Consider the following 24,992-nt stretch of genomic DNA (forward strand, 5'->3'; position numbering starts at 1 on the left):
GTCCCCGGCGGCTACCCCGGCGCCCTCGTACGAAACGAACAGTGACGCGGTCAACAAGAGCGATGGCCGGTACGTGGCCCCGATCACCCGTGGGAGGATCGGACGCGCACGGGGCCGCGTACGAAGATGCGCGCGACGCGGCATACGGCACCACGAGCGAGCAGGAGACACAGCACGATGCGTATCGGAGTTCTCACCGCAGGCGGCGACTGCCCCGGCCTGAACGCAGTGATCCGTTCGGTCGTGCACCGCGCCATGACCGGCCACGGCGACGAGGTCATCGGCTTCGAGGACGGCTTCAAGGGGCTGCTCGACGGCCACTACCGCCCCCTCGACCTCAACGAGGTCAGCGGCATCCTCGCGCGCGGCGGCACCATCCTCGGCTCGGCCCGGCTGGAGCGCGGCAGACTGCGCGAAGCCGCCGAGAACTGTGCCGAGCTGGCCCGCCGGTACGGCATAGACGCCCTCATCCCGATCGGCGGCGAGGGCACGCTGACCGCGGCCCGGCTGCTCTCCGACGCGGGCATGCCGGTCGTCGGCGTACCGAAGACCATCGACAACGACATCCACTCCACGGACCGCACCTTCGGCTTCGACACCGCCGTCACGGTCGCCACGGAGGCCATCGACCGCCTCAAGACCACCGCCGAGTCCCACCAGCGGGTGATGGTCGTCGAGGTCATGGGGCGGCACGCGGGCTGGATCGCGCTGGAGTCCGGGATGGCGGGCGGCGCGCACGGGATCTGCCTGCCGGAGCGGCCCTTCGAGGTCGACAGCCTGGTGAAGATGGTCGAGGAGCGCTTCTCCCGGGGCAAGAAGTTCGCGGTGATCTGTGTCGCCGAGGGCGCGCACCCGGCGGAGGGCTCGATGGAGTACGGCAAGGGCGAGATCGACCAGTTCGGGCACGAGCGGTTCCGCGGTATCGGCAACGTCCTCGCGTCGGAGCTGGAGCGCCGGCTGGGCAAGGAGGCCAGGCCGGTCATCCTGGGCCATGTCCAGCGCGGCGGCACCCCGACGGCGTACGACAGGGTGCTCGCGACGCGGTTCGGCTGGCACGCGGTGGAGGCGGCGCACCGCGGCGAGTTCGGCCGGATGACGGCGCTGCGCGGCACGGCGATCGAGATGGTGCCGCTGGCGGAGGCGGTCACGCAGCTCAAGACCGTGCCGGCGGACCGGATGTTCGAGGCGGAGTCGGTGTTCTAGGCCTCCACCGGAGCCCTGGCCCCTGGCCCTACCCCTTCACCGCGCCGCCGAGGGCGAAGCCGCCGCCCAGCTTGCGCGAGATCAGGATGTAGAGCGCCAGCACCGGCACCGAGTACAGGATCGAGAAGGCCGCGAGCTGCCCGTAGATCACCGAGCCGTAGTTGCCGAAGAAGGTGAAGATGGAGACGGAGGCGGGCAGTTGCTCCGGGGTGAGCAGCAGCATGAACGGGACGAAGAAGTTCCCCCAGAGCTGGATGAACGTGTAGATCGTCACCACGGTCAGCCCCTGGCCCATCAGCGGCAGCACCACCCGGGTCAGCGTCTGGAGGTTCGACGCCCCGTCCGTCCACGCGGCCTCCTCCAGGACGACCGGGACACCGTCCATGAAGTTCTTCATCAGCCAGATGGAGAACGGCAGTTGGGAGGTGGCGAGGAAGAGCGCGGTGCCGTGCAGGGTGTCGATCAGATCGACCTGCACGAAGAGCCCGTACACCGGGACCATGATCGCGGTGATCGGCAGGCAGGTCGTGAACAGGATCGTCAGCAGATACGGGCGGTTGAAGCGCGAGCGGTAGCGGGAGAGCGGATACGCGGCGAGCGCCGCGCAGACCACCGTCAGCAGGGTCGCGCTCCCGCACAGCAATACGCTGTTGATCATCGGCGTGAAGGTGATCTCGTCGGTGAGGACCGCGTCGAAGTTCTCCGTCGTGGCCGCGGAGGGGAGCCGTACCCGCAGATCGGCGTCCGTGTCGACGGACGCCAGGAGCAGCCAGACGAGGGGGAGGGCGAACGCCGCCGCCGTCAGCAACAGGGCCGCGTCGGCGGCCAGTCGGCCACGTGTGCGGCGTGTGAGCGGACGTCTCGTACGTTCCGGGAGTCCGGCCCGTGGCCCTCCCGGGAGCCGACGTCTCGTACGTTCCGGGAGTCCGATCCGTGGCCGCATCACACCTCCACCTTCATCAGCCGCAGATAGACCACCGAGAAGAGCGCCCCGACCAGCAGCAGGAGCAGCGCGACCGCCGTGCCGTAGCCGATCAGGCTCTTCAGGAACGCCTGGTCGTACATGAACACCGGCAGCGTCTGGCTGCGGTTGCCGGGGCCACCGCGGGTCATCGCCCAGATCAGCCCGAAGACGGAGAGGGTGGAGAGGGTGTTGAGCATCAGGTTGGTGCCGATGGAGCGGCGGATCATCGGCAGGGTGATGTGCCACAGTCGCCGTACCCCGCTCGCGCCGTCGACCTGCGCCGCCTCCGTCACGTCCTGGGGGATCTCGGCGAGCGCCGCCGAGTAGATCAGCATCGAGAAGGCCGTGCCGCGCCAGACGTTGGCGAACGACACCGCCAGGATCGGCAGGGTGAACAGCCAGTTCTGGGAGGGGAGATGGAGCGTCTCCAGGATCGCGTTGAGGGTGCCCTCGCGGCGGAAGAAGGCGTAGAGCAGAAACGCGGCGACGATCTCGGGCAGCACCCATGCCGCGATCACCAGCGCGCCGGTGAGGGTACGGACCGGGCGGGAGGCGGCGCGCATCAGCCCCGCGAGCGCCAGCCCCAGGGTGTTCTGGCCGAGGACGGCCGAGACGACCGTGAAGACGAGCGTGAGCCACACCGCGTTGCGGAACGCCTCGTCGGCGAAGGCCCGGCGGAAGTTCGCCAGACCGACGAAGTCCGAGGACGACGAGCCCGTCAACTGCGTGTCGGTGAAGGCGATCCAGGCGCAGTAGCCGATCGGCCCGGCCAGGAAGAGCAGCAGGAGGGCGGTGGCCGGGGCGATCGGCAGCCACCGCCACACCCCGCTCGGGCGCCGTCCCTTCCGGAGGCCGGAGCGCCGCCGGCCGGCCCCGGAACCGGCCCCGGACCCGTCCGGCGCGCTGCCCGGCGTCCCGTCCGCCGTACCGCCCGGCACCCCGTCCGGTGTCCCGGCCCGGAGCCCCGCCGTACTCACTCGCCGGTCACCGCGCCGTCGACGATGGTCCGTAGCTGCTCGTCGTACGCCGTCGCCGCCTCGGCCGGGGTGCCGTCCCCCGTCGTCACCGTCTCCATCGCCTCGCCGATCGCCGTCGACACCTGCGGATAGACCGGCAGCGCGGGCCGGTAGTGGGTGAACTCGACCAGCCCGGTGAAGAACCGGATGCCCGGCATGGACTTCAGATAGCGCGGATCGGCCGCCACGTCCTTCCGTACGGCGATCTGCGCGGCGGCGACGTCCCACGCGACCGCGTTCTCCGCCGTCTGCAAGGTCTTGATGAACTCCCAGGCCAGATCAGGGTTGTTGGCCTTCCGCGGGATCGCCCACGTCCAGCCGCCGGACATCGACACCGCGCCCGGCGCCTGGCCGCGCTGGGTGGGCATCGGCGTCTGCGCCAGCTCCCGCGACCACGCGGACCACTCCTTCGGCCCCTGGTTGATCCAGTTCTGGCCCATCCAGGAGCCGTCCAGCGAGATCGCCAGCTTTCCCTCGGGGAGGAGTTCCGTCGCGACCCGCGTACCGATGTTCGGGTCGAGCGCGTCCGAGACGTCCGGGCCCAGCTTCTCCGCGTACACCGTGCGGACGAAGTCCAGCGCGTCCCGGAACCCCTGCCCGCCGGTCACCCACTTCTTGGCGGCCGGGTCGTAGAGCGGGTCCGCGCCCGTCCCGTACAGCAGCATCTCGAAGCCCTGCATCACCGCCGCCTCACCGGGCGCCTTGCCCGTGTAGACGTTCAGCGGGACGACCCCGGGGACCTTCTCCTTGACGGTACGGGCCGCGTCCAGGACCTCCGCCCAGTTCTTCGGTGCCCAGTCGGCGGGCAGCCCGGCCCGCGCGAAGATCTTCTTGTTGAACCAGAGGCCGCGGGTGTCGGTCCCGTCCGGGATGCCGTACGTCTTTCCGTCCTCGGCCCTGGCCGCCGTCTTCGCCGTGTCGACGAACTGGTCCCAGGCGTCCCACTTCGCCACGTACGTGTCCAGCGGGCGCAGATAGCCCGCCTTGATGTCGGAGTTGATCAGGAAGGTGTCCTCGTAGACCAGATCCGGGGCGGTCTTCGCGGAGCGCATCATCTGCTGCGCCTTGGTCGCGTAGTCGTTGTCCGGCGCCTGGATCGGGATCAGCTTGACCTTCTTGCCCGGGTGGGCCTTCTCGAACTCCCGCTTCACGGAATCCAGATGCTGGTCCTTGAAGCGGATCTTGTTGTCGGTGGAGCGGTTGTACGCGACCTTCACGGTGTCCGGATCGCTGCCGGAACCGCCGCCGCACGCGGTGAGCGAACCGGCCGCGAGGACGGTGGCGAGGACAGAGGCGAGGATGAGCGGGGCGGTGGGGCGCACGGGCACGACCTCCTCATGAGCCACGGGGGGCTGCCCGGCGACCGTAGGACCAGCTCAATCGCAGGGTCAATCCCCGTGCAGGGGCCAGTAGTTGGCTCCCCCCGGCGTGAGCCCCGGCGCAGAACCGTCCGGGGCGCGCGCTCAGTGGGACGCGGGCAGCCAGCGGTACTGGAGCTCGGGCCGCCCCACCTGTCCGTACTGCGGACTGCGTACCGCCCGCCCGTTGGTCACCAGATGTTCCAGATAGCGGCGCGCGGTGATCCGCGAGATGCCCACCTCGGTGCCCATCTCGCTGGCGGTCAGCCCGGTCGCGGACGCGCGGAGCGTACGGGTCACCGCCTCCAGCGTCGGCGCGCTCAGCCCTTTCGGCAGCGAGGACGGCTGCGGCGCCCGCAGCGCGCCCAGCGCCCGGTCCACCTCCTCCTGTCCGCTGGCCTCGCCCGCCGCCGCGCGGAACTCGGCGTACCGGGTGAGCCGGTCACGCAGCGTCGCGAACGTGAAGGGCTTCAGGACGTACTGGACGACACCGAGCGAGACACCCTCCCGCACCACCGTGAGATCGCGCGCCGAGGTGACCGCGATGACATCCGCGTGGTGCCCGGCGGCGCGCAGGCTGCGCAGCAACTGGAGGCCGTGCCCGTCGGGGAGGTACAGGTCGAGCAGGATCAGATCGATCTCGGTGCGGTCCAGCAGCCGCCCCGCCTCGGCGCGCGAGTGGGCGACGCCCGCGACCGCGAAGCCGGGCACCCGGCCCACGTAGAGCTGGTGCGCGTCGGCGGCGACCGGGTCGTCCTCGACGACCAGCACCCGGATTGCCGGTCCTGCCTGGCCCGTGGGGGGCAGCGCGCTCACCGGTCCGCCTCCGTGGAGCCGCCCGGAGCACCGGCCGCCGCCCCGTCCGTACGGCCCGGCGACGCGCCTGTACGGTCCGCCGCCCCGTCCGTACGGTCCGGCCGCGGGCCCAGCGGCAGCCGTACGGTGAACTCCGCGCCGCCCTCCGCGCCCCGCGCCAGCTCCACCGTCCCGCGTGCGCGGTGCACCGCCTGCCGTACGAGGCCGAGCCCCAGCCCGCGACCGGGGCCCCGGGTGGACCAGCCGCGCAGGAACACCTCGTCCCGGTCGTGCGGATCGACCCCCGCCCCGGTGTCCCGTACCCCGAGCAGCAGCTCGCCGGCCGCCGCGTCGACCAGTGCCGTCACCGTCACCCGCGCGCCCTCGCCGCCCTGCGCCGCGTCCACCGCGTTGTCGATCAGATTGCCCAGGATGGTCACCAGGTCACGGGGAGGCAGCGTCGGCGGCAGCACCCCGTCGTCGATCCGGCTGTCGTCGGCGAGCACCAGCTCCACACCGCGCTCGTTCGCCTGCGCCGCCTTGCCCAGCAGCAGCGCGGCGAGCACCGGCTCGGCGACCGCCCCGACGACCTTGTCCGTCAGCTCCTGGGCCAGCTCCAGCTCCGCCGTGGCGAACTCCACCGCCTGCTCCACCCGTCCCAGCTCGATCAGCGAGACCACCGTGTGCAGCCGGTTGGCCGCCTCGTGCGCCTGCGAACGCAGCGCCTGGGTGAACCCGCGCTCCGAGTCCAACTCACCTGACAGCGCCTGAAGTTCCGTGTGATCGCGCAAGGTGATCACCGTACCGCGCTGCTCCCCGCCGACCACCGGTCGCGTATTGACCACCACGATCCGGTCGGCGGTCATGTGCACTTCGTCCACCCGCGGCTCCGAGGCGAGCAGCGCGCCCGTCAGCGGCGCGGGCAGCCCCAGCTCCGCGACGGGGCGGCCCACGGCGGACTCGTCAAGCCCCAGCAGCTCCCGTCCGCCGTCGTTCACCAGCGCGATCCTGCGCCCGCCGTCCAGCATCAGCAGCCCCTCGCTCACCGCGTGCAGCGCGGCCTGGTGGTAGTCGTGCATCGCGCTCAGCTCCGCCGCGTTCATCCCGTGGGTGTGCCGGCGCAGCCGCGCGTTGATCACGTACGTACCGAGCCCGCCGAGCGCCAGCGCCGCGCCCGCCGCCAGCGCCAGGACCCTGACCTGCTGTGTCACCTCGCTGGAGATCCGCTGCACGGTGATCCCGACGGCGACCAGCCCGGTGATCCGGCTGCCGTCCCGCACCGGGACCACCGCCCGCACGGAGGGGCCGAGCGTGCCCGTGTACGTCTCCGTGAACGTCCTGCCGTGCAGCGCGGGAGCCGTACGGCCCAGGAAGCGCTGCCCGATCTGCCCGGGGTCGGGGTGCGTCCAGCGGATGCCCCGCGGGTTCATGATCGTGATGAAGTCGATGCCGGTGTCGTGCCGGACCCGCTCCGCGTACGGCTGGAGCTTGGCGCTCGGATCCGGCGTACGGATGGCCTCCCGCACCGACGGGGAGTCGGCCAGCGCGTGCGCGGTGGCCAGAACCTGCTTGCGTGCGGTCTCGTCCGCGTGGGTACGGCTGGTCACGTAGGCGAAGACGGAGCACCCCACGACGACGGCCGCGACCAGGACGACCTGCATCGCGAAGAGCTGCGCGGCGAGACTGCGGGGGCGGGGCAGATGCATGAAACAAGAATGCCTGGCCTGATTCATATGAACGAAATGAACGTAAGGGTGACCGGCGTCACAACGGTGGTGGATAGTCACCGGGACCCCTCGGACAGGGATGGGGGAACGCAGGGACGAGTCAAGGAGGACCCGTGGCCGCAGCAAAGCGGGACCGTACCCACTTTCTGTACATAGCGGTGATCGCAGCCGTGGTACTCGGCATCACGGTGGGCTTCGCGGCTCCCGGGGTGGCCGTCGAGCTGAAGCCGCTCGGTACCGGCTTCGTCAACCTCATCAAGATGATGATCTCGCCAGTCATCTTCTGCACCATCGTGCTGGGCGTCGGATCCGTCAGGAAGGCCGCCAAGGTCGGCGCGGTCGGCGGCCTCGCCCTCGGCTACTTCATGCTGATGTCGACCGCCGCGCTCGGCATCGGCCTGCTCGTCGGCAACATTCTCCAGCCCGGTGCGGGTCTCCACATCACGGAGGCCAGCAAGGGCGTCGGCGCGGCCCAGGCCGAAGGCGCGAGCGAGACCACCTCGGACTTCCTCCTCAGCATCATCCCGAAGACGATGGTCTCGTCCTTCACCGAGGGCTCGGTCCTCCAGACCCTGCTGATCGCCCTGCTCGCGGGCTTCGCGATCCAGGCGATGGGCAAGTCCGGCGAGCCGATCCTGCGCGGGATCGGGCACATCCAGCGCCTGGTCTTCCGCATCCTCGCGATGATCATGTGGGCCGCTCCGGTCGGTGCCTTCGGCGCCATCGCCGCCGTGGTCGGCGAGACGGGCATCGACGCGCTGAAGTCGCTCGCGATGATCATGATCGGCTTCTACGTCACCTGTGCGCTCTTCGTCTTCCTGGTCCTCGGCGCGCTGCTGCGCCTGGTCGCGGGCATGAACATCTTCTCGCTGCTGAAGTACCTGGGCCGCGAGTTCCTGCTGATCCTCTCCACCTCCTCCTCCGAGTCGGCGCTGCCGCGCCTCATCGCGAAGATGGAGCACCTGGGTGTCAGCAAGCCCGTCGTCGGCATCACCGTGCCGACCGGCTACTCCTTCAACCTCGACGGCACCGCCATCTACCTGACGATGTCCTCGCTCTTCATCGCCGAGGCGATGGGTAACCCGCTGTCGATCGGGGAGCAGATCTCGCTGCTGCTCTTCATGATCATCGCCTCGAAGGGCGCGGCGGGTGTCACCGGCGCGGGTCTGGCGACCCTGGCCGGCGGGCTCCAGTCGCACCGCCCCGAGCTGGTCGACGGTGTCGGCCTGATCGTCGGCATCGACCGCTTCATGAGCGAGGCGCGCGCGATGACGAACTTCGCGGGCAACGCGGTCGCCACCGTACTGATCGGTACGTGGACGAAGGAGATCGACAAGGACCAGGTCGCCGAGGTCCTCGCGGGCAACCGGCCGTTCGACGAGAAGACGCTCGTGGACGACGGCCACGGCGGCGGTCACGACGACGGTACGGCCGCGGACGCCGCGCCGAAGGAGTCGGCGCCCGCGCCGCGCGACGGCGAGAAGGCCGGCGTCTGACCCCGACGCGGTAGGCCGCGTGGAGCCGCCGAGAGCCGCGCGGATCCACGAGGAACCCCGGCCGGGGCACCCCCCACTTCCCACCGACCCCGGCCCCGCGAAAGACCGGCCCGTACGGAGACGCCTTCCGTACGGGCCGGTCCGCTGTTCAGCGGGTGATGTGCGGCGGGGTGCCGCTCAGCGGGGCGTGGGCGGGACGGTGGCGTCGGCCGCCCAGGCCACATGGCCGTCGGGGCGTACGAGCACCGCGCGCACGCCGGACCAGCCGGGGTGCGCGGAGGCGAGGCGGGCGCGGTACGGGACGGTGCCGGGCGGGGTCTCGGGTGCGCCCCCGTCGGCTCCGCCTCCGGCGAGGTCGAGCAGGACGTGCCGGCCGTCGCGCAGCAGATCGAACAGCCGGTACGGGCCGGCCGCGCCCTCGGCGCCCGGGCCGCCCGTGTCGCCCGTACCGGCCGGGTCGAGCGCCAGGTCGGGGGCGCGCCGCCCGGTCAGCGGGTGTACGGGGTCGCCCGGCGCGGGCGGATAGGCCACGGCCAGCCCGGACAGCCGCTCGGCGAGGTCTTTCGAGAAGGCCGGTACGGACGCGATCCGCCCGCCGATGAACGCGCGCAGCGCCAGCCCCTCCGTCGAGAAGCCCGTCATGAGGGCGGTCTGCGCCCGTGTGCTCTCCAGCAGCTCGGCCCCGACCGGGTGCCGCTCGTCGTGGTAGCTGTCCAGCAGGGCCGCGGGCGCCGTGCCCCGCACGGTCGCGGCCAGCTTCCACCCCAGGTTGGTGGCGTCCTGGATGCCCACGTTGAGGCCGACGCCGCCGGACGGGAAGTGCATGTGCGCGGCGTCGCCCGCGAGCAGCACCCGCCCGGCGCGGTAGCGCGCGGCCTGCCGGGTCGCGTTGCCGAACCGGGAGAGCCAGACCGGGTCGCGCATACCGAAGTCCCGGCCGGTGATCCCCGCGACCTTGGTCCGCAGCTCCTCCAGGGTGGGGTCGCCGGCCGGGGTGGCCCCGAAGTCCTCCGGGGTGGCCCCGACGAAGCGGTGCAGGCCGCCGGGGAGCCGCACGGCGAGCAGCCCGCCCCGGGGGCCCCACGCGGTGAGGCCCACCTCCGCGGGCGGGTCGTCCAGCACGACATCGCCGAGCCACCCCCAGACGGTGGCGTCGGTGCCGGGGAAGTCGATGCCCGCGGCGGAGCGCACCGTACTGCGGGTGCCGTCGCAGCCGACGACGTACGCCGCCTCCAGGGCGTACGGACCGTCGGGCCCCTCCACCTGCACGGTCACCGAGCCCGCCCCGGCCTCTGAGCCCGAGCCGGTCCCGGGGCCCGAGCCGGTCCCTGAGCCGGCCTGTGGGCCCGTCTCCGGGGCTGCCTCCGCCCCGTCCGCCTCCTGGGCGAGCCCGGTCACCCGGTGGCCGCGCAGGACCCGCGCTCCGGCCGCCCGCGCGTGCGCCTCCAGCAGCTCCTCCGTGCGGGTCTGGGGGAGCGCGAGGGTGAACGGGAACGGCGTGTCCAGCGCCGCGAAGTCCATCCGCTCCGTCAGCCCGCCGAAATGGCCTTCCGGGATGCGTACCCCTTCCGCGAGGAACGGCTCCGCGATCCCGCGGATGGCCAGGTTCTCGATGGTGCGCGGATGGACGGTGAGCGCCCTGGAGTGCGGGCCCCTGGCCGCCCGCGCCTCCAGGACGGTGACGGACGCGCCGCCGAGCCGCAGCTCCGCCGCCAGCCACAGCCCGACCGGGCCGCCGCCGACGACGACCACCTCTTCCCTGGTCCGTACTAGGGTCCCCATGGTTCCCCTCACTTCCTGGTCACTGACCAATAGCCTCGGGACGAGTAGACTAGGTCAGTGACCAAAAAGCAACCGGTCGACCCCGGCAGGGCCCGGCTCGACCCCGCCGCCGTGGCGCGCGCGGCGCTGGACCTGCTCGCGGAGAAAGGTGCCGACGCGGTGTCGGTACGCGCGGTCGCGGACCGGCTGGGCGTCCGGATGAACACCGTGCTCTGGCACGTGAAGACCAAGGCCGGGCTGCTGGACCTGATGGCGGACGCGATCGTCGCCGCCATGCCCCTGGACGGGCTGCCGGAGCCCTGGGACGACCGGGTGCGCGAACTGGCCACCCGCTACCGCCGCGCGCTGCTCGCCCACCGCGACGGAGCCGCGATCGTGGCGGGGACGTACGCCGCCGAGCCCGCGACGCTGTGCAGCGCCGAGGCGCTGGTCGCGGCGCTGCGCGCGGGCGGGCTCGGGGAGCGCGAGGCCGCGTGGGCCTGCTTCACCCTCGTCTACTACGTGCTCGGGTTGACGCAGGAGGAGCAGGCGGCCCCGGACGAGGTCGGCGACCGCCTCGCGCGGGTGCTCGCCACGGGGGAGTACCCCGAGCTGAGCCGGGGCGCGCCGCACCTGACGGAGGCGACGTTCGACGAGCGCTTCGACTACGGGCTGGAGCTGATCCTGGGCTCACTGAGGGCCGCGGGGCGGGGTGCGTAGCCCCGCGCCCGCGTGCCGGTCGGCTACCAGGCCACCGGCAGGGTGTGCGGGAAGCGCCGGATGGTCTCCGTGTCCCAGGTCAGATCCTCGGCCGGCACCGCCAGCCGCAGGTCCGGGAAGCGCGCCAGCAGCCCCGTGAACGTCGCCTCCAGCTCCACCATCGCCAGGGGGGCGGCGATACAGCGGTGGCCGCCCCAGCCGAATGTCATGTGCGGGGTCGGCGGACGGTCCGGATCGATGACGTCCGGCTCCGCGAATCGCTTCGGATCGCGGTTGGCCGTCAGATACGCGACCTGGACGTAGTCGCCCGCCTTGATCGTCACCCCGCCCAGCTCCACGTCCTCCAGCGCGATGCGCGGCAGTCCGACCCCCTTGCGGAACGGGATGTAGCGGAGCAGTTCGTCCAGCAGCCGGGACAGGCTCTCCGCGCCGCCGCGCGCCCGCTCCATCAGCTCGGGCCGGGTGAGCAGCAGATAGGCGATGTTGCTGATCTGGCACGTCGCCGTGTCGTGGCCGCTCAGCATCAGGGTCAGCGACATGACCGCCAGATCCTGGTCGTCGAAGACGTCGTCGCCGTCCTTCGCGGCGGCCAGGACGCTGATCAGATCGTCACCCGGGACGCGCCGCCGCTCGGTGACCAGGGTGCTGAAGTACGTGCGCAGCTCCCGCTTGGCGTCGGCGGCGTCCTGCCCCTTCTCCGAGGCCGTCGACAGCAGGCTGTGGGCGTGCCGCTGCATCGTCGGCCGGTCGGCGGGCGCGATCCCGAGCAGCGAGCAGATGGTCTGCTGCGGAAGCTCGTCCGACAGGTGGCGCACCAGATCGGCGGGCGGTCCCTGCTCGGCCATGGCGTCCAGCAACTCGTCCACGACCCCCTCGACGGCGGGCCGCATCCGGTCCACCTCACTCTTCGTGAACGCCTGTGAGGCCAGCCGGCGCAGCCGGGTGGAGCGGGGCGGGTCCAGCACGTTGAGCGATTCGGCGAAGACCATCGGCTCCGGGGTCATCCGCGGATAGTCGTGCCCCACGACACCGGCCCGGCTGAGCCGCTGATCGATCGTCACCTGCCGTACCTCGTCGAAGTCGGTGACGAGCCAGGTCTCGTCGTCGCCGTACGGCAGCCGGATCCGGGTGACGGGCCCCCGGCTCATCAGCTCCGCGAGCGAGGGATCGAACTCCAGGCCCTCGCTGAAGTCGAACGGGCAGGTGGGGGTCGTACCGGTCGTACCGGTCTCGGTCATCGCGTACTCCAGCACGGGCGCGTCGGTGTTCTGAACGGGTGTCACGGAACGAGGGATACGTACCTCCCCCATATCGGGGATATGCCTGCTATCGGGCAAATGGCTATGAGTCGCCGTCCGTGAATATTTGCGGTATCGGCAAGTGTGTTTGCCGTGGCCCCGGGTACGGGCGGACCATCTCCGTGAACGGAGGTACTGCACATGACTGAGCCACAAGGACAGGCGGACGGGACCCGGCGGGCACAGCGCTACGAGGTCGTGGTCATCGGCGGAGGAGCGGCGGGACTCAGCGGCGCCCTGACCCTGGCCCGGGCGCGCCGCTCGGTGCTGGTGATCGACGCGGGACACCCGCGCAACGCCCCCGCGGACCACATCCACAACTACCTGGGGCGCGAGGGGACCGCCCCGGCGCGGCTGCTGGACCTGGGCCGGGAGGAGGCGACGGCGTACGGCGCCGAGATCCTTCAGGGCGAGGTGGCCACGGCGGAACGCCTGCCGGCCCCGGACGCCCCGGCCTCGCCGGCCCCGGACTCCCTGCCCATGGACTCCTCGGCCCCGGACTACTCGGATCCGGACTCCCCGGCCCCCGCGGGAGGCTTCCGCGTCGTCCTCACCGACGGCACCGCGGTCGAGGCGGACCGGCTGCTGGTGACCACCGGCCTGCTGGACGAGCTGCCCCCCGTCCCCGGGCTGGCCGAGCGCTGGGGACGCGACGTCCTGCACTGCCCGTACTGCCACGGCTGGGAGGTCCGCGACCAGCCCGTCGGCGTCCTGGCGACCGGCCCGCTCGCCGTCCACCAGGCGCTGATGTGGCGGCAGTGGACCGACGACGTGACCCTGTTCACGCACACCAGGCCCGAACTCGCCGACGAGGAGTACGAGCGGCTCGCGGCCCGGGGCGTCGCCGTGGTCGAGGGCGAGGTGGCCGCCCTGGAGGTCACCGACGACCGCCTCACCGGTGTGACCCTGGCCGGCGGCCGGGTGATCCCCCGCGGCGCCCTGGTGACCGGACCGCGCTTCACCGCACGCGCGGGCTTCCTCAAGGGGCTCGGCCTGGACGTGGCCGACCAGGAGATGGCCGGAGAGGTCATCGGCGCCACCGTGCCGTCCGACGCCTCCGGCGCGACATCGATACCGGGCGTGTGGGTGGCCGGCAACGTCACCGGCATGGCGGAGACCGTCATCGGGGCCGCCGCGGCGGCCGTACGCGCCGCTTCGATGATCAACGCCGACCTGATCGCCGAGGAGACGGCCCGCGCCGTCGCCGAGCGGCGGGCCCTCGTCAGCGCGGCATGACCGTCCACCCCGTCGTCCGCTTTCCCATTTCCTGTCCGTGACGAACAACGCGAAGCACAAGGGGAGCCACACGCATGCAGGACCACCACACCATCGCCCCGGGCGGGTCCCACGAGGAGTTCTGGGACGGCCGCTACGGGGTCGGCGAGCGGATCTGGAGCGGCGAGCCCAACACCGTCCTGGTCCGTGAAACCACCGGCCTGCCGCCCGGCCGCGCCCTGGACCTGGGCTGCGGCGAGGGGGCCGACGCGGTCTGGCTCGCGGAGCGCGGCTGGCACGTCACGGCCACCGACATCTCCCGCGTCGCCCTGGGCCGCGCGGCCCGGCACGCGGCGGACGCGGGGGTGGCCGACCGTATCGACTGGCAGTGGCACGACCTCACGGCCACCTTCCCGACGGGCGGATTCGACCTCGTCTCGGCCCATTTCCTGCACTCGCCCAGCGAGGAGTTCCCCCGTGAACGGATCCTGCGCGCCGCCGCCGCGTCCGTGGCCCCGGGCGGCACCCTGCTGATCGTCGGCCACGCGGGCTTCCCGTCCTGGGACCCGAACCCGCCGAACGTGCACCTCCCCACCCCCGAGGAGGTCCTGGCCTCCCTCGAACTCCCGGAAGGCCAGTGGGAGGTACTGCTCAGCGCGGAGCACGAACGCCTCCAGACCGCCCCGGACGGCGAGCAGGTCACCCGTACGGACAACGCGCTCAAGCTCCGACGCGCGCGCCCCTGACCGTCGCCGTGGTCGCCGCCGCCCCCGCCGTGGTGAGCGCCAGGGCCACCAGCGCGGCGCTCACCCACACCGGCGCGCGGAATCCGTGCCCCGCCGCGAGGGCGAGCCCGCCGCACCACGGCCCGGCGGCGGCGCCCACGTTGAGGGCCGCCGTCGCGAATCCGCCCGCCAGGGTCGGCGCACCCGTCGCCGCGTACAGCGCCTGCGAGATCAGGGTGGATCCGACCGCGAACGACAGCGCCCCCTGAACCAGGACGAGCACCGTCACCGCCGCCGGGCTCCCCGCCGTCACCGCGAGAACGACCCAGCCGGCCACCAGCGCGAGGCCGCCCGCCACCAGCAGCGGCACAGGGCGTACGTCGGCGATCCGGCCCCCGGCGGTGACCCCGACGAACGAGCCCACCCCGAACAGCGCCAGCATCACGGGCACCCACACCGTGCCGAGCCCGGTGACGGAGGTGACCAGCGGGGACAGATAGGTGAACGTGCAGAACGTCGCGCCGTTCACCAGGGCGCCCAGCACCAGCGTGACCAGCAGCCGCGGCTCACGCAACGCCCGGAACTCGGCCCGCGCACGCACACCCCCGGCCGCGCCCGCGGTCGGAGCGGCGCTCGACGACGGTACGGCCCGCAGGATCGCGAAGACGGCCGGCACCGACACCAGGGCCACCGCCCAGAACGCCGAGCGCCACCCCCAGACCTGCCCCAGCACCGCACCGGCGGGCACACCCACGACACACGCCATGGTCACACCGCCGAGCAGCGCCGAGGTGGCCCGTCCTGTCTTCGTACGGTCGACCATCGCGACCGCCGTCACCAGCGCCACCGCCAGGAACCCGGCATTGGCCAGCGCCCCGACGACCCGCGTGACGAGCAGTACGGCATAGCTCGTGGTGAGCGCCCCGACGACATGGACCACCAGGAAGGTCACCAGAAAGAGCAGCAGCGCGCGCCGCCGCGACCAGCGGCGGCTCACCACCGCCATCAACGGCGCGCCGACCACCATCCCCACGGCGAACGCCGAGGTCAGCGAGCCGGCGGCCGGAATGGACACCTGTAGATCGCGCGCGATGTCCGGCCCGAGGCCGGAGAGCATGAACTCGGACGTCCCCTGGGCGAAAACCGCCAGTCCGAGCAGGTAGAGAGCAAAAGGCACAACGAGACTCCGTCACCACATCGTGGAAAGCGTGGAAATGACCGCATGTCATCGCGCACCGGCCGGTGGACGGCAGGTGTGCGCGGGCCCGGCGGATCCGGTGAGGTGGGGAGGAGCGGGAGTCGCGACAGCGCATGTACGCGTGGAGACAGCACGTGGATGCATCACGGGGATACGTCACGTGGGTACGTCATGCGGGTACATGGAGACGTGCCGGCGCTACGGCCGGGCACACGCGGACTCGCCACCGGACGGCCGGTGGCTAGAGTCTTGACGCCTCAGGGCTGGACATGACGGCACCGTAACCAGCACCCGTACGCCCCGTCCACCTCATTTCCCGGCGGACCGGACGGCTGACCCATACTGACCCCATGTGGAAATGGTCGTTGACGTCCGTGGTGGTGAACCTGCTGCTGGGCGTTCCCGCGGTCGTACCGATCTTTCTGTGCTGGTACTTCGCCGCGAACGGGCCGCTCGCCGACCTCGGATGGACCCAGCGGGAGCCGACGGAGAACGACGGGATGCTCCTGTGGCTGGTGATCATCGTGCCCGTGGTGGTCGGGTTCGCCCTGCTCTGGTGGCTCGCCAACTACCCCGTGCGGCGCAGGATTCCGATGGCCTCCCGGTTGTACTGGCCGGCCAGTACGCTGCTGACCCTGGCGCCGACCGTCGTGCTCATGGCCGTGCTCTGAGGCGGGCGGGGGTACGACGCGGCGCCGGTTCCGGCGGCTCCGGGGGCTCCGGGTGGTCCAATGGGCGTCCGGGACCATCGGGAAAGGTGAGTGGTGCGCGTGCGGGCCGTGGTGTTCGAGGAGTTCGGGCAACTGCCCGAGGTACGGAACGTTCCCGACCCGGAGCCCGCCCCGGCCGGTGTGGTCGTACGGGTCGAGGCGACCGGCCTGTGCCGCAGCGACTGGCACGGCTGGATGGGCCACGACGAAGGGATCGCCCTGCCCCATGTGCCCGGCCATGAACTCGCCGGGCGTGTGGTGGCGGTGGGGGGCGACGTCGCGAACTGGCGTGTGGGAGACCGGGTCACGGTCCCCTTCGTCTGCGCCTGCGGTACGTGCGCGGCGTGCGTCGCCGGTGACCAGCAGGTCTGCGAGCGCCAGGAGCAGCCCGGATTCACCTACTGGGGATCGTTCGCGGAGTACGTCACCGTGCCCCGCGCGGACACCAACCTCGTCGCCGTCCCCGACACCCTGTCGTTCGCCACGGCGGCGGCCCTCGGCTGCCGCTTCGCCACCGCCTACCGCGCCGTCGTCGCCCAGGGCCGCACCCGCCCCGGCGAGTGGGTCGCGGTCCACGGCTGCGGCGGGGTCGGCCTCTCCGCCGTGATGATCGCGGTGGCGGCGGGCGCGCGCGTGGTCGCCGTCGATGTCACCCCGGGCGCCCTGGAGCTGGCCAGGAAGTTCGGCGCGTCGGTGTGCGTGAACGCCGGGGCGGTCCCCGACACGGCGTCCGCCGTACGGGCGGCGACGGGCGGCGGCGCGCACGTCTCCCTCGACACACTCGGCTCGGCGGCGACCTGCGCGGCGTCCGTGAAGGGCCTGCGGACCCGGGGCCGGCACGTACAGGTCGGCCTGCTCCCGGCGGACCGTACGCCCGTACCGATGGCCCACGTCGTCGCCCGCGAACTCGAAATCCTGGGCAGCCACGGCATGGCCGCCCACGCCTACCCGGAGATGATGCGCCAGATCGACGCGGGCACGCTCCGCCCCGACCTGCTGGTGTCCACGACCATCCCCCTGGACTCGGCCCCCGCCGCCCTGGCCGCGCTGAGCGACGGCTCGGCCGCGGGCATCACCGTCATCACCCCGCACACCGCCCCGTAGGGCTTCACAGGACGAAGGCCCTGGACACCGCCTCGGCCAGCGCCCGCCTGCGCCGCTCGTGCTCGGCGGGCGGCGCGTCCTCAGCCGCCGCGCCGGACAGGCCGGCGGACGACCAGGTCATCGCCATGGACATCAGCAGCGCGAGCACATCCTGCGGGGCGATCGAGGCGAGGACGAGGCCGTCGCGCTGCGCCTCGCCGATCGCCCGCAGCTTGGCAGCGCCCGCCGGAGTGTTGATCCCCCGCTTCTCGGTGCTCACGCCTTCGAGCCGCGCCCACGTGACCAGCCTGACCAGCTCGGGCCGCCGGACACAGGCGTCGTACAGCCCCAGGGCGTAGCCGGGGAGATCGTCGGCCGTGAACGGCGCGGCGTCGACAACGGCGTCCGCGTGCACACCGAAGACGGCGTCGAAGAGGGCGAGCTTGTCGCCGAAGTAGGCGTAGAGCTGCGCCTTGTTGACACCCGCTGCGGCCGAGATGCGGTCGACACGGGCGCCCGCGATGCCGTGCGCGGCGAAGTCGGCCGTGGCCGCGTCGAGGAGACGGCGACGGGTGGCGTCAGCTTTGGCGGGGGACACGCGGAGCAGTTTACCAACCGGTTAGTTGCGGTCAGGGGGCGGCGGCGTCTACGGTCACGCAAAACCAACTAGTTAGTTTCCTGTGTGAAAGCTCGTGAAAGCTCGTGGGAGCTCATGGAAGGCGGCAACCGATGACGGTGACGACAGTGCGCGCGTACGCGGTGGAACAGCCAGGCGGCCCCGTGCGTATGCGGGAGTACGAGCCCGGGCCCCTGGGCCCCCTGGAGGTCGCGGTCGACGTGACCCACTGCGGCATCTGCCGTACGGACGTGGACATGCTGGACGACGTGCACGGCATCACCGGATACCCGATCGTCGCGGGCCACGAGGCGGTCGGCGTCCTCCGGGCCCTGGGCAGCGCGGTCGACGGTACGCGCCTGGCGGTCGGGCAGCGCGTGGGCGTCGGCGCCATCGCGGGGTCGTGCTTCGCCTGCGAGTGGTGCCTCGATGGGCGGCAGTACCTGTGCCCCGACAAGGACCAGACCGTGTTCCGGGGCGAAGGCGGCGGGTTCGCCACCCAGGTACGCGCGAGCGACTGGCGGCACGTCTACCCCCTCCCCGACGCCATCGGCCCCGAACAGGCCGGGCCCCTGCTGTGCGCCGGCGCGACGGTGTTCGCGCCACTGCTGCGACACGGAGTCCGCCCGACGGACCGCGTCGCCGTGATCGGGGTGGGCGGCCTCGGCCACCTGGCGATCCAGTTCCTGGCGAAGTGGGGCTGTCACGTCACGGCCATCTCCTCGACCCCGGAGAAGGCGGCGGACGCCCGCCGCTTCGGCGCGCACGCGTTCCACGCGGCGAGCGACGGACTCGACCCGATCGCCGACTCGTTCGACTTCGTCCTCTCGGCGGCCACCGCCGATCTGCCGTGGGACGCCTACCTCGCGACGCTGCGCCCGCACGGGACGCTGTGCGTCGTCGGCCTCCCGCACGAGGCGCTGAGCGTCGACGCGCTGAGCCTGCTGCCGGGCGAGAAGAAGCTGGTCGGCGGCATCCCCGGCTCACCCACCGAGAACCGCCAGATGCTCGACTTCGCGGCACGGCACGATATCCGGCCAGAGGTCGAGACGTTCCCCGTCGCACGCATGGACGAAGCGCTCGCCCACGTACGACACGGACGCGCGCGCTACCGCGCGGTGCTGGAGCTCTGAGGGGCTTGGGGGGTGGGGGTTCGGGCTGGCTTGTCGGGGTGGGTCGGTGGTGAGTTGGGCGCCGTAGCCCGCCCCCTCCCTGGTTCGATGATCGCGGCTCCGGGGTGTGCGTCAAGGGCGCTCCTGCGTCGCGTCGGCTGCGCCGATGGCCTCCGGCCACCCTTGACTCACACCCCTGCGCCGCTGGAAAAGGCGTGGGGAGGGGGCGGGGGGGAGGGGTCCCCTGGGAAACACGGCTGCACTCCCGCTCCGTTCCAGGCTTGCGGGTCGGCTCGCCCTGCGGGGCGCGCGGTAGTGGAGTGGGGCGGTGACGCGTCTCGTCAAGCGTCCGTCGACCGGATGACGGTTGGGCTTCATGCCCCGCTGGTCACTCGCCGTGGGTGGGGAGGCCGGGTGGAGTCGGGGCGGATGTGATGTGTGGGGCGGGAGGGGTGTGCAACGGGGGAGTGTGTGCTGGGAGTCCCGCATAGGTGCGCTGGCTGCGCGCAGTAGCGGAACAACGGAGCCAACCCCCCAATCAGCCGGGGCAAACTGGGGCATAACGCATGCTTTTTGGGTACGGTAGCCCCCGATCGGTCTTCCCGCACCGCATTCCGCCCCGGCACCCCACCACCCCGGCTCCGCCAAGTGGGCCCTCTCCGCCAAGTCGCCCCGCTCCACGCCGCATTCACCACCGGCCCCACCCACGGCGAATGACCAGCGGGGCATGAAGCCCAGCGCACGACCGGTCGACGGACGCTTGACGAGACGCGCCACCACCCCACTCCACTACCGCGCGCCCCGCAGGGCGAGCCGACCGCAAGCCTGGGACCGACCCCAGGGACATCGGTGTTTCCCAGGGGACCCCTCCCCCCGCCCCCTCCCCACGCCTTTTCCAGCGGTGGAGGGGTGTGGGTCAAGGGTGGCCGGAGGCCATCGGCGGAGCCGACGCGACGCAGGAGCGCCCTTGACGCACACCCCGGAGCCGCGATCATCGAACCAGGGAGGGGGCGGGCTACGGCGCCCAACTCACCACCGGCCCACCCCGACAGACCCCGCCCGAACCTCCACCCACCGCACCACACGTCAGGCCCGGCCCCTCTGGTGCAGGGCGAGGAATGCGTGCGCGGTGGTGGCCAGGGCGAGCATCAGCTCGTAGAGGTGGAGGGGCGGTGTGTCGGCGCCGAACCGTCTGCCGAGTTCGAGCAACTTATAGGCGTCGCGGTGCAGTTGCCGCACGGCAGCTGTGTCGGTGGTGCCTCGGTACTCGCGTACGAGCAGTTCGAGGTGGCCGCGCAGAAGGAACACGGTGGCGTCGACCCATTCACGCTCGGGGAGGGCGGTGCGCTGGTCAAGGGCCTCGTCCACGGTGCGGGAGATGGTCGCCACGTCGATCGGGGGCGCCGGGTCGCCTTCGGCGACCGGCCGTTCCTGGAGGCGCCACCGGCTCAGCGCGGCGCGCAGGCGTCGCAGTGTGTTCGCATCGGACGTGAAGCGCGGATCGGCATGGTTGTGCCAATGGGCGCCAGGGGTGCGGGGCGTGAGCGTCATCCGGCCGCCACCTCCCGCGTGGCGACGGTGCACCACGTACACGAACCGCGCCTGCCCCAGGCCCGCGCCAGCTCGGAGACCAGGAACATGCCCCGCCCGCTCTCCTCGTCGGGGCCGGGCAGACGCACGGCGACGGGGGCGGGGGAGTGGTCGTCCACCTCGATCAGCACGATGCCGGTTCGGTCGTACGACAGCGAGAACCGCACCCGCTCCGCCTTCCCGTGGACCACCGCGTTGGTGACGATCTCGCTGACCAGGAGTTGTACGGTCGCGACCGCGTCACCGCCGATGTCGTCCTGGCGGAGCACCGTGCCGGCGATGCGCCGCATGTGCGCGACGCGGTGGGGGTGGGCGCGGAAGGTGAGGCTCAGCCGCAGAGCGTCCCGTATCTCGACGGAGGTGACGGGAGGGGGAGTTGCGCTCTGGGTGGAGGGAGGCATCGAGAGTCCTTACGGTCGAACCTTCGGGGTGCCGTCGCAGCGCGGAGTGTGCTCACGTTATGGAGTGAAACGGCTGCGCTGCGTGAGTGGCGGGTATAGCCTCGCATCGTGGCGGTAGCCCCGGAAGTGTTCTGGCGAAATTGTGAGAGCAGGTTCTGTCGTGAATTCCTGCTCATGCGCTGGCCGTTAGCCCGCCGTTCGGTAGTTCCCGAGGAAACGCAGAACGTTCTGTCGTGCAGTGCCAGGAGAGGACAGCAGATGATGACGGACACGCAGGCGGCAACCCCCACTCTGTGCCGACTGCAACTGGGCAGTGAGCTGCGGCAGATCCGGCTCAAGAGGGGGCTGACGTCAACTCAGGTCGTCAAGAAGCTCATTTGGAGCCCGTCCAAGCTGACCCGGCTGGAGACGGGAGAGAACGCAACGGTTGAGCCTGCGGACGTCATGGCGCTCTGCCAGATCTACGGGGTCGATGAGGAGACTGCCAGGCAGCTCAAGGATTACGCCGTAGTCACCAAGACGAAGCGGGAGTGGTGGCAGGCGACAGCGTTTCGGCCACTTCTCAACCCCGGCAACAGGGCGCTCTTCGGCATGGAGTCCTCGGCTTCCGTTGTGCACACGTATCAGTCGGAGTACGTCCCCGGTCTGCTCCAGACAGCGGATTATGCGCGGGTGCTCCATCAGCATGCCAATTGTGGCCGACCCGATGAGGAGATCGACCGCATGGTCGAGCTGAGGTTGACTCGGCAGGAGATCTTGCTTCGAAAACCGCCGCTGAGGTACGCCGCGATCGTCGGCGAGGGTGTTATCCGGCGTCAAGTCGGGGGGCCGTCGGTCATGAAGGCGCAGCTCGCCCACATCATCGAAGCTGCGTCCGCGCCGAATATCACGGTCCAAGTGGTTCCTTTTGAGGCCGGTGTTCATCGGTGTATGAACGGTGCCTTCTCAAGCTTTCGGTTTCGAGATGACTTCGCACTCAAGCCGATCGTGCACCTGGAACACCTGGCCGATCACTGGGTGCTGAGGCGTGACGCTGACGTAGAACTGTATGAGAACGCGTTCAACGACCTGCAAGCCATGGCTCCTGGGCCGGAAGAATCCTTGAAGCTGATCAAGAATGTAATGGAGGAGCTTTGATGCCTACGGTGGCCGTGGCTGACGGGCTGGCCTGTGTCTGCTGGTTCAAGTCCAGTTACTGCAATGACGGCAATGGCGACTGCGTCGAAGGCGCCCGCCTCCCGGCCGGGGCCATAGCCGTGCGCGACTCCAAGAACCCCCACGGCCCCGCCTTCGTCTTCACCGGCCCCGCGTGGGCCGCCTTCGTCGGGGCCGTCTGCGCCCGGCCGTAGGTACCGGCCACCCATCGGCCGGATACCGACGTCTCGTATGCTCCCGGCCATGAGTGACGGGGAGAGCGGCAGACGGGTCATCGACGGCCGGTTCGAGCTGGAGGCGCGGCTCGGCGGGGGTGGGATGGGGACGGTGTGGCGTGCCCGGGATGTGGTGCTGGACCGGGCCGTCGCGCTGAAGGAGATGCGCCTGCTCGATCCGGCGCTGGCCGAGTACGACCCGGAGGCCGCGCATCTGTTGCGGGCCCGGGTGTTGCGGGAGGCCCGTGCGCTGGCGCGGGTCAACCATCCCAACGTCGTGACCATTCACCATGTCGTGGACAGTGACGCGTATCCGTACCCCTGGATCGTGATGGAGCTGGTCATGGGCGGGACGCTCCATGACCGGCTGGCCCGGGGGCCGATGGAGCCGGTCGAGGCGGCCGAGTTGGGGCGGGAAGTGCTGGCCGCGTTGCGGGCGGCGCACGGTGCGGGCATTCAGCACCGCGATGTGAAGCCCGCGAACGTGCTGCTGCGGCCGGACGGCCGGCCCGTTCTCACCGACTTCGGGATCGCCGCGATCCGGGAGGCGACCGCGCTGACCGCGACCGGGTCCATCATCGGCACCCCCGACTACATGGCCCCCGAGCGGATCAGTGGGGACGACGGCGGGCCAGGCTCCGATCTGTGGTCGCTGGCGATGATGCTGTACGTGGCCGTGGAGGGCCGGCATCCGCTGCGGAAGGGGTCGACTCTGGCCACGCTCGCCGCCGTGCTCAAGGAGCCGCTGCCGCCGCCCGTCAAGGCCGGGCCGCTGACCGCCGTCCTCAACGCCGTGCTCGTACGGGATCCGGCCGGGCGGCCGGACGCGGAGGCCGTGGACGGCATGCTGGCGGCCGTGGTGCGCGGGGCGGCGGAGCCGGAATCCGGGAAGCCGGAAACGACGTCGTACCGTCTGGCGCCTCCGGCGGTGACGCCTCAGGACGCGGTCCAGTCCGGGGCTGTTCCGCGTACCACCGTGCCGTACGGCGACGTTCCGCGACCGGCCGTCCCGGTGCCGGGGAACGGGCGGTCCCGGGTGGCCCGCAGGGTCGCGATCGGGTCCTCGCTCGCCGGTACGGCGCTGACCGGCGTCCTCCTGTGGAACCTGCTGCCGGGCATGGGCGATCTGACCTGGCCGAACGCGCTCGACTCGACCGGGCAGCCCGGGACTTCAGGGGCCTCGTCGGGGTCTCCGGAGGCCGAGCGGGATCTGCTGACGCCGGCCGGGATCCGTACCGCGACCAAGGCGCTCAAGGCGGAGATGGGCACCGCCCAGGTGGGCAGCTTCTCCGTGTACCAGACCTTCGTCTCCGCGCAGGGCATGGTCAAGGGCAGCGACAAGCGGTACGACACGTACACGTACCGCGTGGGCGAGGGAGTGTCCAAGGGGCCGAGCAGCGGAAAGCTCGTCGGAGGTCAACAGCCGGTGAGCATGGACGCGTTCGACTGGGACGCGGTCCCCGCGCTGCTCAAGCGGGCGGCGAAGGACCTGAACGTCGACAAGCCGACCTCGCGCTATCTCCTGATCAGACAGCCGAACTCGCTCCTCGGCTCGCCGGCGGGCCTGACGCTCTACCTCACGAACGCGTACGACAGCGGCTATCTGGAGGCCGACAGCAAGGGCAAGGTCATGAAGGTGCACCCGGCGACGTCCTGAGCCTCGGTGCGGAGCGCTCCGGTGGGGCCGGGCCGGGTCAGATGCGTGAGGTGTCGGCGGACCAGGAGGCGAGGAGGCGCAGCCGTTCGCCGGTGGGGGAGCCGACCTCGGCGGTCCAGACGACCAGTTGCTGATCGGGGTCGGTGGTGGCGGTCAACGTGTCCCATTCCAGGGCGAGTTCGCCGACGACCGGATGGTGGAGCACCTTCATGCCGACGCTCAGGGTGGCGACATGGTGCGCGGCCCACCACTGGCGGAAGTCCGCGTCCTGGACGGACAGCTCACCGACCAGGGCGGTCAGCCGGGGGTCGTCCGGATACTTCGCCGCCTCCATGCGCAATTGCGCGACGCTGGTGCGTGCGACGCCTTTCCAGTCGGCGTACAGCGTGCGCATCGCGGGATCGGTGAACAGAATGCGGACGTAATTACGGTGCTTCTCCGGGACGGCGGAGAAATCGGTGACCAGCGCCGCCGCGAGTGGATTCCAGGCGATGACATCCATGCGCCGGCCCATCACGACGGCCGGTGTCGCCGTGAGGTCGTCCAGAACCCTGCGCAATTGCGGCTGCACCTTTTGCAGGGCACGGCGGCGGGGCTTCGCGGTCTCCTTCCCGGCCAGGCCGAAGAGATAGCGGCGCTGATCCTCGTCGAGGTGCAGTGCCTCGGCCACCGCGCTCAGTACGGGCGCCGAGGCGGGCATACGGCCCTGCTCCAGCCGGGTGTAGTAGTCCGTGGAGATCGCCGCGAGCTGGGCGACCTCCTCCCTGCGCAGCCCGGCCACCCTGCGCGGACCCGAGCTCTCGGGCAGGCCCACCGCGCGCGGGCTCAGCTCCGCCCGGCGGGCCTTGAGGAACTCGCCGAGCTCGTTGAGATGCGGTGTCGGACTCATGCCCCCAGTGTGACAGTGAGCGGCCTTCGTGTGAGGGGGAGAAAACTCTCCCAGGATGTTCCTCTCCCAGGAGGAAACTCTCCTCTCC

The 24,992-nt window shown here is 71.3% G+C and carries 23 protein-coding genes; 11 read left to right on the top strand and 12 right to left on the bottom strand.

From position 1 onward, the window contains the following. Positions 1–177 precede the first annotated feature (177 nt). Entirely contained in the window at positions 178–1,203 is a 1,026-nt protein-coding gene (locus ACIBJC_RS17780) for an ATP-dependent 6-phosphofructokinase (RefSeq protein WP_399292997.1), read from the top strand. Positions 1,204–1,231: 28 nt separating this feature from the next. Here the strand turns inward: ACIBJC_RS17780 and ACIBJC_RS17785 are convergent, their stop codons facing one another. From ACIBJC_RS17785 to ACIBJC_RS17805, 5 genes are all read right to left on the bottom strand, one after another. After that, complete coding sequence (locus tag ACIBJC_RS17785; protein ID WP_399292999.1) at positions 1,232–2,011, bottom strand: carbohydrate ABC transporter permease; 780 nt, start codon at positions 2,009–2,011, stop codon at positions 1,232–1,234. Between the two features lie 134 nt (positions 2,012–2,145). Then, a complete protein-coding gene (locus ACIBJC_RS17790; RefSeq protein ID WP_399293213.1) occupies positions 2,146–2,991 on the bottom strand; it encodes a carbohydrate ABC transporter permease in 846 nt (281 codons plus the stop codon). A gap of 149 nt (positions 2,992–3,140) precedes the next feature. Beyond that, positions 3,141–4,505 (bottom strand): ABC transporter substrate-binding protein, encoded by a 1,365-nt coding sequence (locus ACIBJC_RS17795; RefSeq protein WP_399293001.1) that lies wholly within the window; start codon positions 4,503–4,505, stop codon positions 3,141–3,143. A 141-nt stretch (positions 4,506–4,646) separates the two neighbouring features. After that, positions 4,647–5,357, bottom strand: a complete 711-nt coding sequence (locus ACIBJC_RS17800; RefSeq protein ID WP_399293003.1) for a response regulator — start codon at positions 5,355–5,357, stop codon at positions 4,647–4,649. Next, positions 5,354–7,042, bottom strand: coding sequence for an ATP-binding protein (locus tag ACIBJC_RS17805; RefSeq protein ID WP_399293005.1), 1,689 nt, complete (start codon positions 7,040–7,042; stop codon positions 5,354–5,356). Before ACIBJC_RS17805 ends, ACIBJC_RS17800 begins: the two co-directional genes overlap by 4 nt. Before the next feature lie 134 nt (positions 7,043–7,176). Here ACIBJC_RS17805 and ACIBJC_RS17810 point away from each other — a divergent pair, with 134 nt between their 5' ends. After that, a complete protein-coding gene (locus ACIBJC_RS17810; protein WP_399293007.1) occupies positions 7,177–8,559 on the top strand; it encodes a cation:dicarboxylate symporter family transporter in 1,383 nt (460 codons plus the stop codon). Between the two features lie 177 nt (positions 8,560–8,736). Here ACIBJC_RS17810 and ACIBJC_RS17815 read toward each other — a convergent pair whose 3' ends face one another. Then, a complete protein-coding gene (locus ACIBJC_RS17815) occupies positions 8,737–10,341 on the bottom strand; it encodes an FAD-dependent monooxygenase (RefSeq protein WP_399293009.1) in 1,605 nt (534 codons plus the stop codon). A gap of 57 nt (positions 10,342–10,398) precedes the next feature. Here ACIBJC_RS17815 and ACIBJC_RS17820 point away from each other — a divergent pair, with 57 nt between their 5' ends. Next, positions 10,399–11,040 (top strand): TetR/AcrR family transcriptional regulator C-terminal domain-containing protein, encoded by a 642-nt coding sequence (locus ACIBJC_RS17820; protein WP_399293010.1) that lies wholly within the window; start codon positions 10,399–10,401, stop codon positions 11,038–11,040. Between the two features lie 23 nt (positions 11,041–11,063). On the opposite strand, the gene ACIBJC_RS17825 is transcribed toward ACIBJC_RS17820, so the two are convergent. Beyond that, on the bottom strand, positions 11,064–12,278 hold the full coding sequence (locus ACIBJC_RS17825) for a cytochrome P450 (RefSeq protein WP_399293216.1): 1,215 nt from the start codon (positions 12,276–12,278) through the stop codon (positions 11,064–11,066). Between the two features lie 201 nt (positions 12,279–12,479). Here ACIBJC_RS17825 and ACIBJC_RS17830 point away from each other — a divergent pair, with 201 nt between their 5' ends. Then, positions 12,480–13,574: an NAD(P)/FAD-dependent oxidoreductase gene (locus tag ACIBJC_RS17830; protein WP_399293012.1), complete on the top strand. Its 1,095-nt coding sequence runs from the start codon at positions 12,480–12,482 to the stop codon at positions 13,572–13,574. 74 nt (positions 13,575–13,648) lie between these two features. Then, positions 13,649–14,299 (top strand): SAM-dependent methyltransferase, encoded by a 651-nt coding sequence (locus ACIBJC_RS17835; protein ID WP_399293014.1) that lies wholly within the window; start codon positions 13,649–13,651, stop codon positions 14,297–14,299. Here the strand turns inward: ACIBJC_RS17835 and ACIBJC_RS17840 are convergent. After that, positions 14,274–15,455, bottom strand: coding sequence for a Cmx/CmrA family chloramphenicol efflux MFS transporter (locus ACIBJC_RS17840; protein WP_399293016.1), 1,182 nt, complete (start codon positions 15,453–15,455; stop codon positions 14,274–14,276). The genes ACIBJC_RS17835 and ACIBJC_RS17840 overlap by 26 nt on opposite strands. A gap of 371 nt (positions 15,456–15,826) precedes the next feature. Between ACIBJC_RS17840 and ACIBJC_RS17845 the strand changes: the two genes are divergently transcribed. Then, a complete protein-coding gene (locus ACIBJC_RS17845) occupies positions 15,827–16,147 on the top strand; it encodes a hypothetical protein (RefSeq protein ID WP_399293018.1) in 321 nt (106 codons plus the stop codon). Between the two features lie 99 nt (positions 16,148–16,246). Next, complete coding sequence (locus tag ACIBJC_RS17850; protein ID WP_399293020.1) at positions 16,247–17,290, top strand: zinc-dependent alcohol dehydrogenase family protein; 1,044 nt, start codon at positions 16,247–16,249, stop codon at positions 17,288–17,290. 4 nt (positions 17,291–17,294) lie between these two features. Here the strand turns inward: ACIBJC_RS17850 and ACIBJC_RS17855 are convergent, their stop codons facing one another. Next, a complete protein-coding gene (locus tag ACIBJC_RS17855; RefSeq protein ID WP_399293022.1) occupies positions 17,295–17,867 on the bottom strand; it encodes a TetR family transcriptional regulator in 573 nt (190 codons plus the stop codon). Positions 17,868–17,998: 131 nt separating this feature from the next. Between ACIBJC_RS17855 and ACIBJC_RS17860 the strand changes: the two genes are divergently transcribed. Beyond that, positions 17,999–19,018, top strand: coding sequence for an NAD(P)-dependent alcohol dehydrogenase (locus tag ACIBJC_RS17860; RefSeq protein ID WP_399293023.1), 1,020 nt, complete (start codon positions 17,999–18,001; stop codon positions 19,016–19,018). A gap of 1,065 nt (positions 19,019–20,083) precedes the next feature. Here ACIBJC_RS17860 and ACIBJC_RS17865 read toward each other — a convergent pair. After that, entirely contained in the window at positions 20,084–20,548 is a 465-nt protein-coding gene (locus ACIBJC_RS17865) for a DUF6415 family natural product biosynthesis protein (RefSeq protein ID WP_399293025.1), read from the bottom strand. Beyond that, the gene (locus ACIBJC_RS17870) at positions 20,545–20,988 is read right to left on the bottom strand and encodes an ATP-binding protein (protein WP_399293027.1); all 444 of its coding nucleotides are present in this window, start codon (positions 20,986–20,988) and stop codon (positions 20,545–20,547) included. Before ACIBJC_RS17870 ends, ACIBJC_RS17865 begins: the two co-directional genes overlap by 4 nt. Before the next feature lie 108 nt (positions 20,989–21,096). Here ACIBJC_RS17870 and ACIBJC_RS17875 point away from each other — a divergent pair, with 108 nt between their 5' ends. From ACIBJC_RS17875 to ACIBJC_RS17885, 3 genes are read left to right on the top strand one after another with little or no spacing between them, the layout of a single operon-like run. Next, the gene (locus tag ACIBJC_RS17875) at positions 21,097–22,125 is read left to right on the top strand and encodes a helix-turn-helix domain-containing protein (RefSeq protein WP_399293029.1); all 1,029 of its coding nucleotides are present in this window, start codon (positions 21,097–21,099) and stop codon (positions 22,123–22,125) included. After that, entirely contained in the window at positions 22,125–22,337 is a 213-nt protein-coding gene (locus ACIBJC_RS17880) for a DUF397 domain-containing protein (RefSeq protein ID WP_399293031.1), read from the top strand. Before ACIBJC_RS17875 ends, ACIBJC_RS17880 begins: the two co-directional genes overlap by 1 nt. A gap of 49 nt (positions 22,338–22,386) precedes the next feature. Then, positions 22,387–24,015 (top strand): serine/threonine-protein kinase, encoded by a 1,629-nt coding sequence (locus tag ACIBJC_RS17885; RefSeq protein WP_399293033.1) that lies wholly within the window; start codon positions 22,387–22,389, stop codon positions 24,013–24,015. A gap of 37 nt (positions 24,016–24,052) precedes the next feature. On the opposite strand, the gene ACIBJC_RS17890 is transcribed toward ACIBJC_RS17885, so the two are convergent. After that, positions 24,053–24,904 (bottom strand): helix-turn-helix domain-containing protein, encoded by an 852-nt coding sequence (locus tag ACIBJC_RS17890; protein ID WP_399293035.1) that lies wholly within the window; start codon positions 24,902–24,904, stop codon positions 24,053–24,055. Positions 24,905–24,992: the final 88 nt, after the last annotated feature.

The organism is Streptomyces sp. NPDC050509 (assembly GCF_044457965.1).
Classification (GTDB): Bacteria; Actinomycetota; Actinomycetes; order Streptomycetales; family Streptomycetaceae; genus Streptomyces.

Excerpts from the sequence above, each read along its gene's own strand:
- ACIBJC_RS17780 (WP_399292997.1), top strand. The coding sequence starts at position 178 with ATGCGTATCGGAGTTCTCACCGCAGGCGGCGACTGCCCCGGCCTGAAC.
- ACIBJC_RS17825 (WP_399293216.1), bottom strand. The coding sequence starts at position 12,278 with ATGACCGAGACCGGTACGACCGGTACGACCCCCACCTGCCCGTTCGAC.
- ACIBJC_RS17845 (WP_399293018.1), top strand. The coding sequence starts at position 15,827 with ATGTGGAAATGGTCGTTGACGTCCGTGGTGGTGAACCTGCTGCTGGGC.
- ACIBJC_RS17860 (WP_399293023.1), top strand. The coding sequence starts at position 17,999 with ATGACGGTGACGACAGTGCGCGCGTACGCGGTGGAACAGCCAGGCGGC.
- ACIBJC_RS17880 (WP_399293031.1), top strand. The coding sequence starts at position 22,125 with ATGCCTACGGTGGCCGTGGCTGACGGGCTGGCCTGTGTCTGCTGGTTC.
- ACIBJC_RS17890 (WP_399293035.1), bottom strand. The coding sequence starts at position 24,904 with ATGAGTCCGACACCGCATCTCAACGAGCTCGGCGAGTTCCTCAAGGCC.
- ACIBJC_RS17835 (WP_399293014.1), top strand. The coding sequence starts at position 13,649 with ATGCAGGACCACCACACCATCGCCCCGGGCGGGTCCCACGAGGAGTTC.
- ACIBJC_RS17830 (WP_399293012.1), top strand. The coding sequence starts at position 12,480 with ATGACTGAGCCACAAGGACAGGCGGACGGGACCCGGCGGGCACAGCGC.
- ACIBJC_RS17865 (WP_399293025.1), bottom strand. The coding sequence starts at position 20,548 with ATGACGCTCACGCCCCGCACCCCTGGCGCCCATTGGCACAACCATGCC.
- ACIBJC_RS17885 (WP_399293033.1), top strand. The coding sequence starts at position 22,387 with ATGAGTGACGGGGAGAGCGGCAGACGGGTCATCGACGGCCGGTTCGAG.
- ACIBJC_RS17870 (WP_399293027.1), bottom strand. The coding sequence starts at position 20,988 with ATGCCTCCCTCCACCCAGAGCGCAACTCCCCCTCCCGTCACCTCCGTC.
- ACIBJC_RS17815 (WP_399293009.1), bottom strand. The coding sequence starts at position 10,341 with ATGGGGACCCTAGTACGGACCAGGGAAGAGGTGGTCGTCGTCGGCGGC.
- ACIBJC_RS17805 (WP_399293005.1), bottom strand. The coding sequence starts at position 7,042 with ATGCATCTGCCCCGCCCCCGCAGTCTCGCCGCGCAGCTCTTCGCGATG.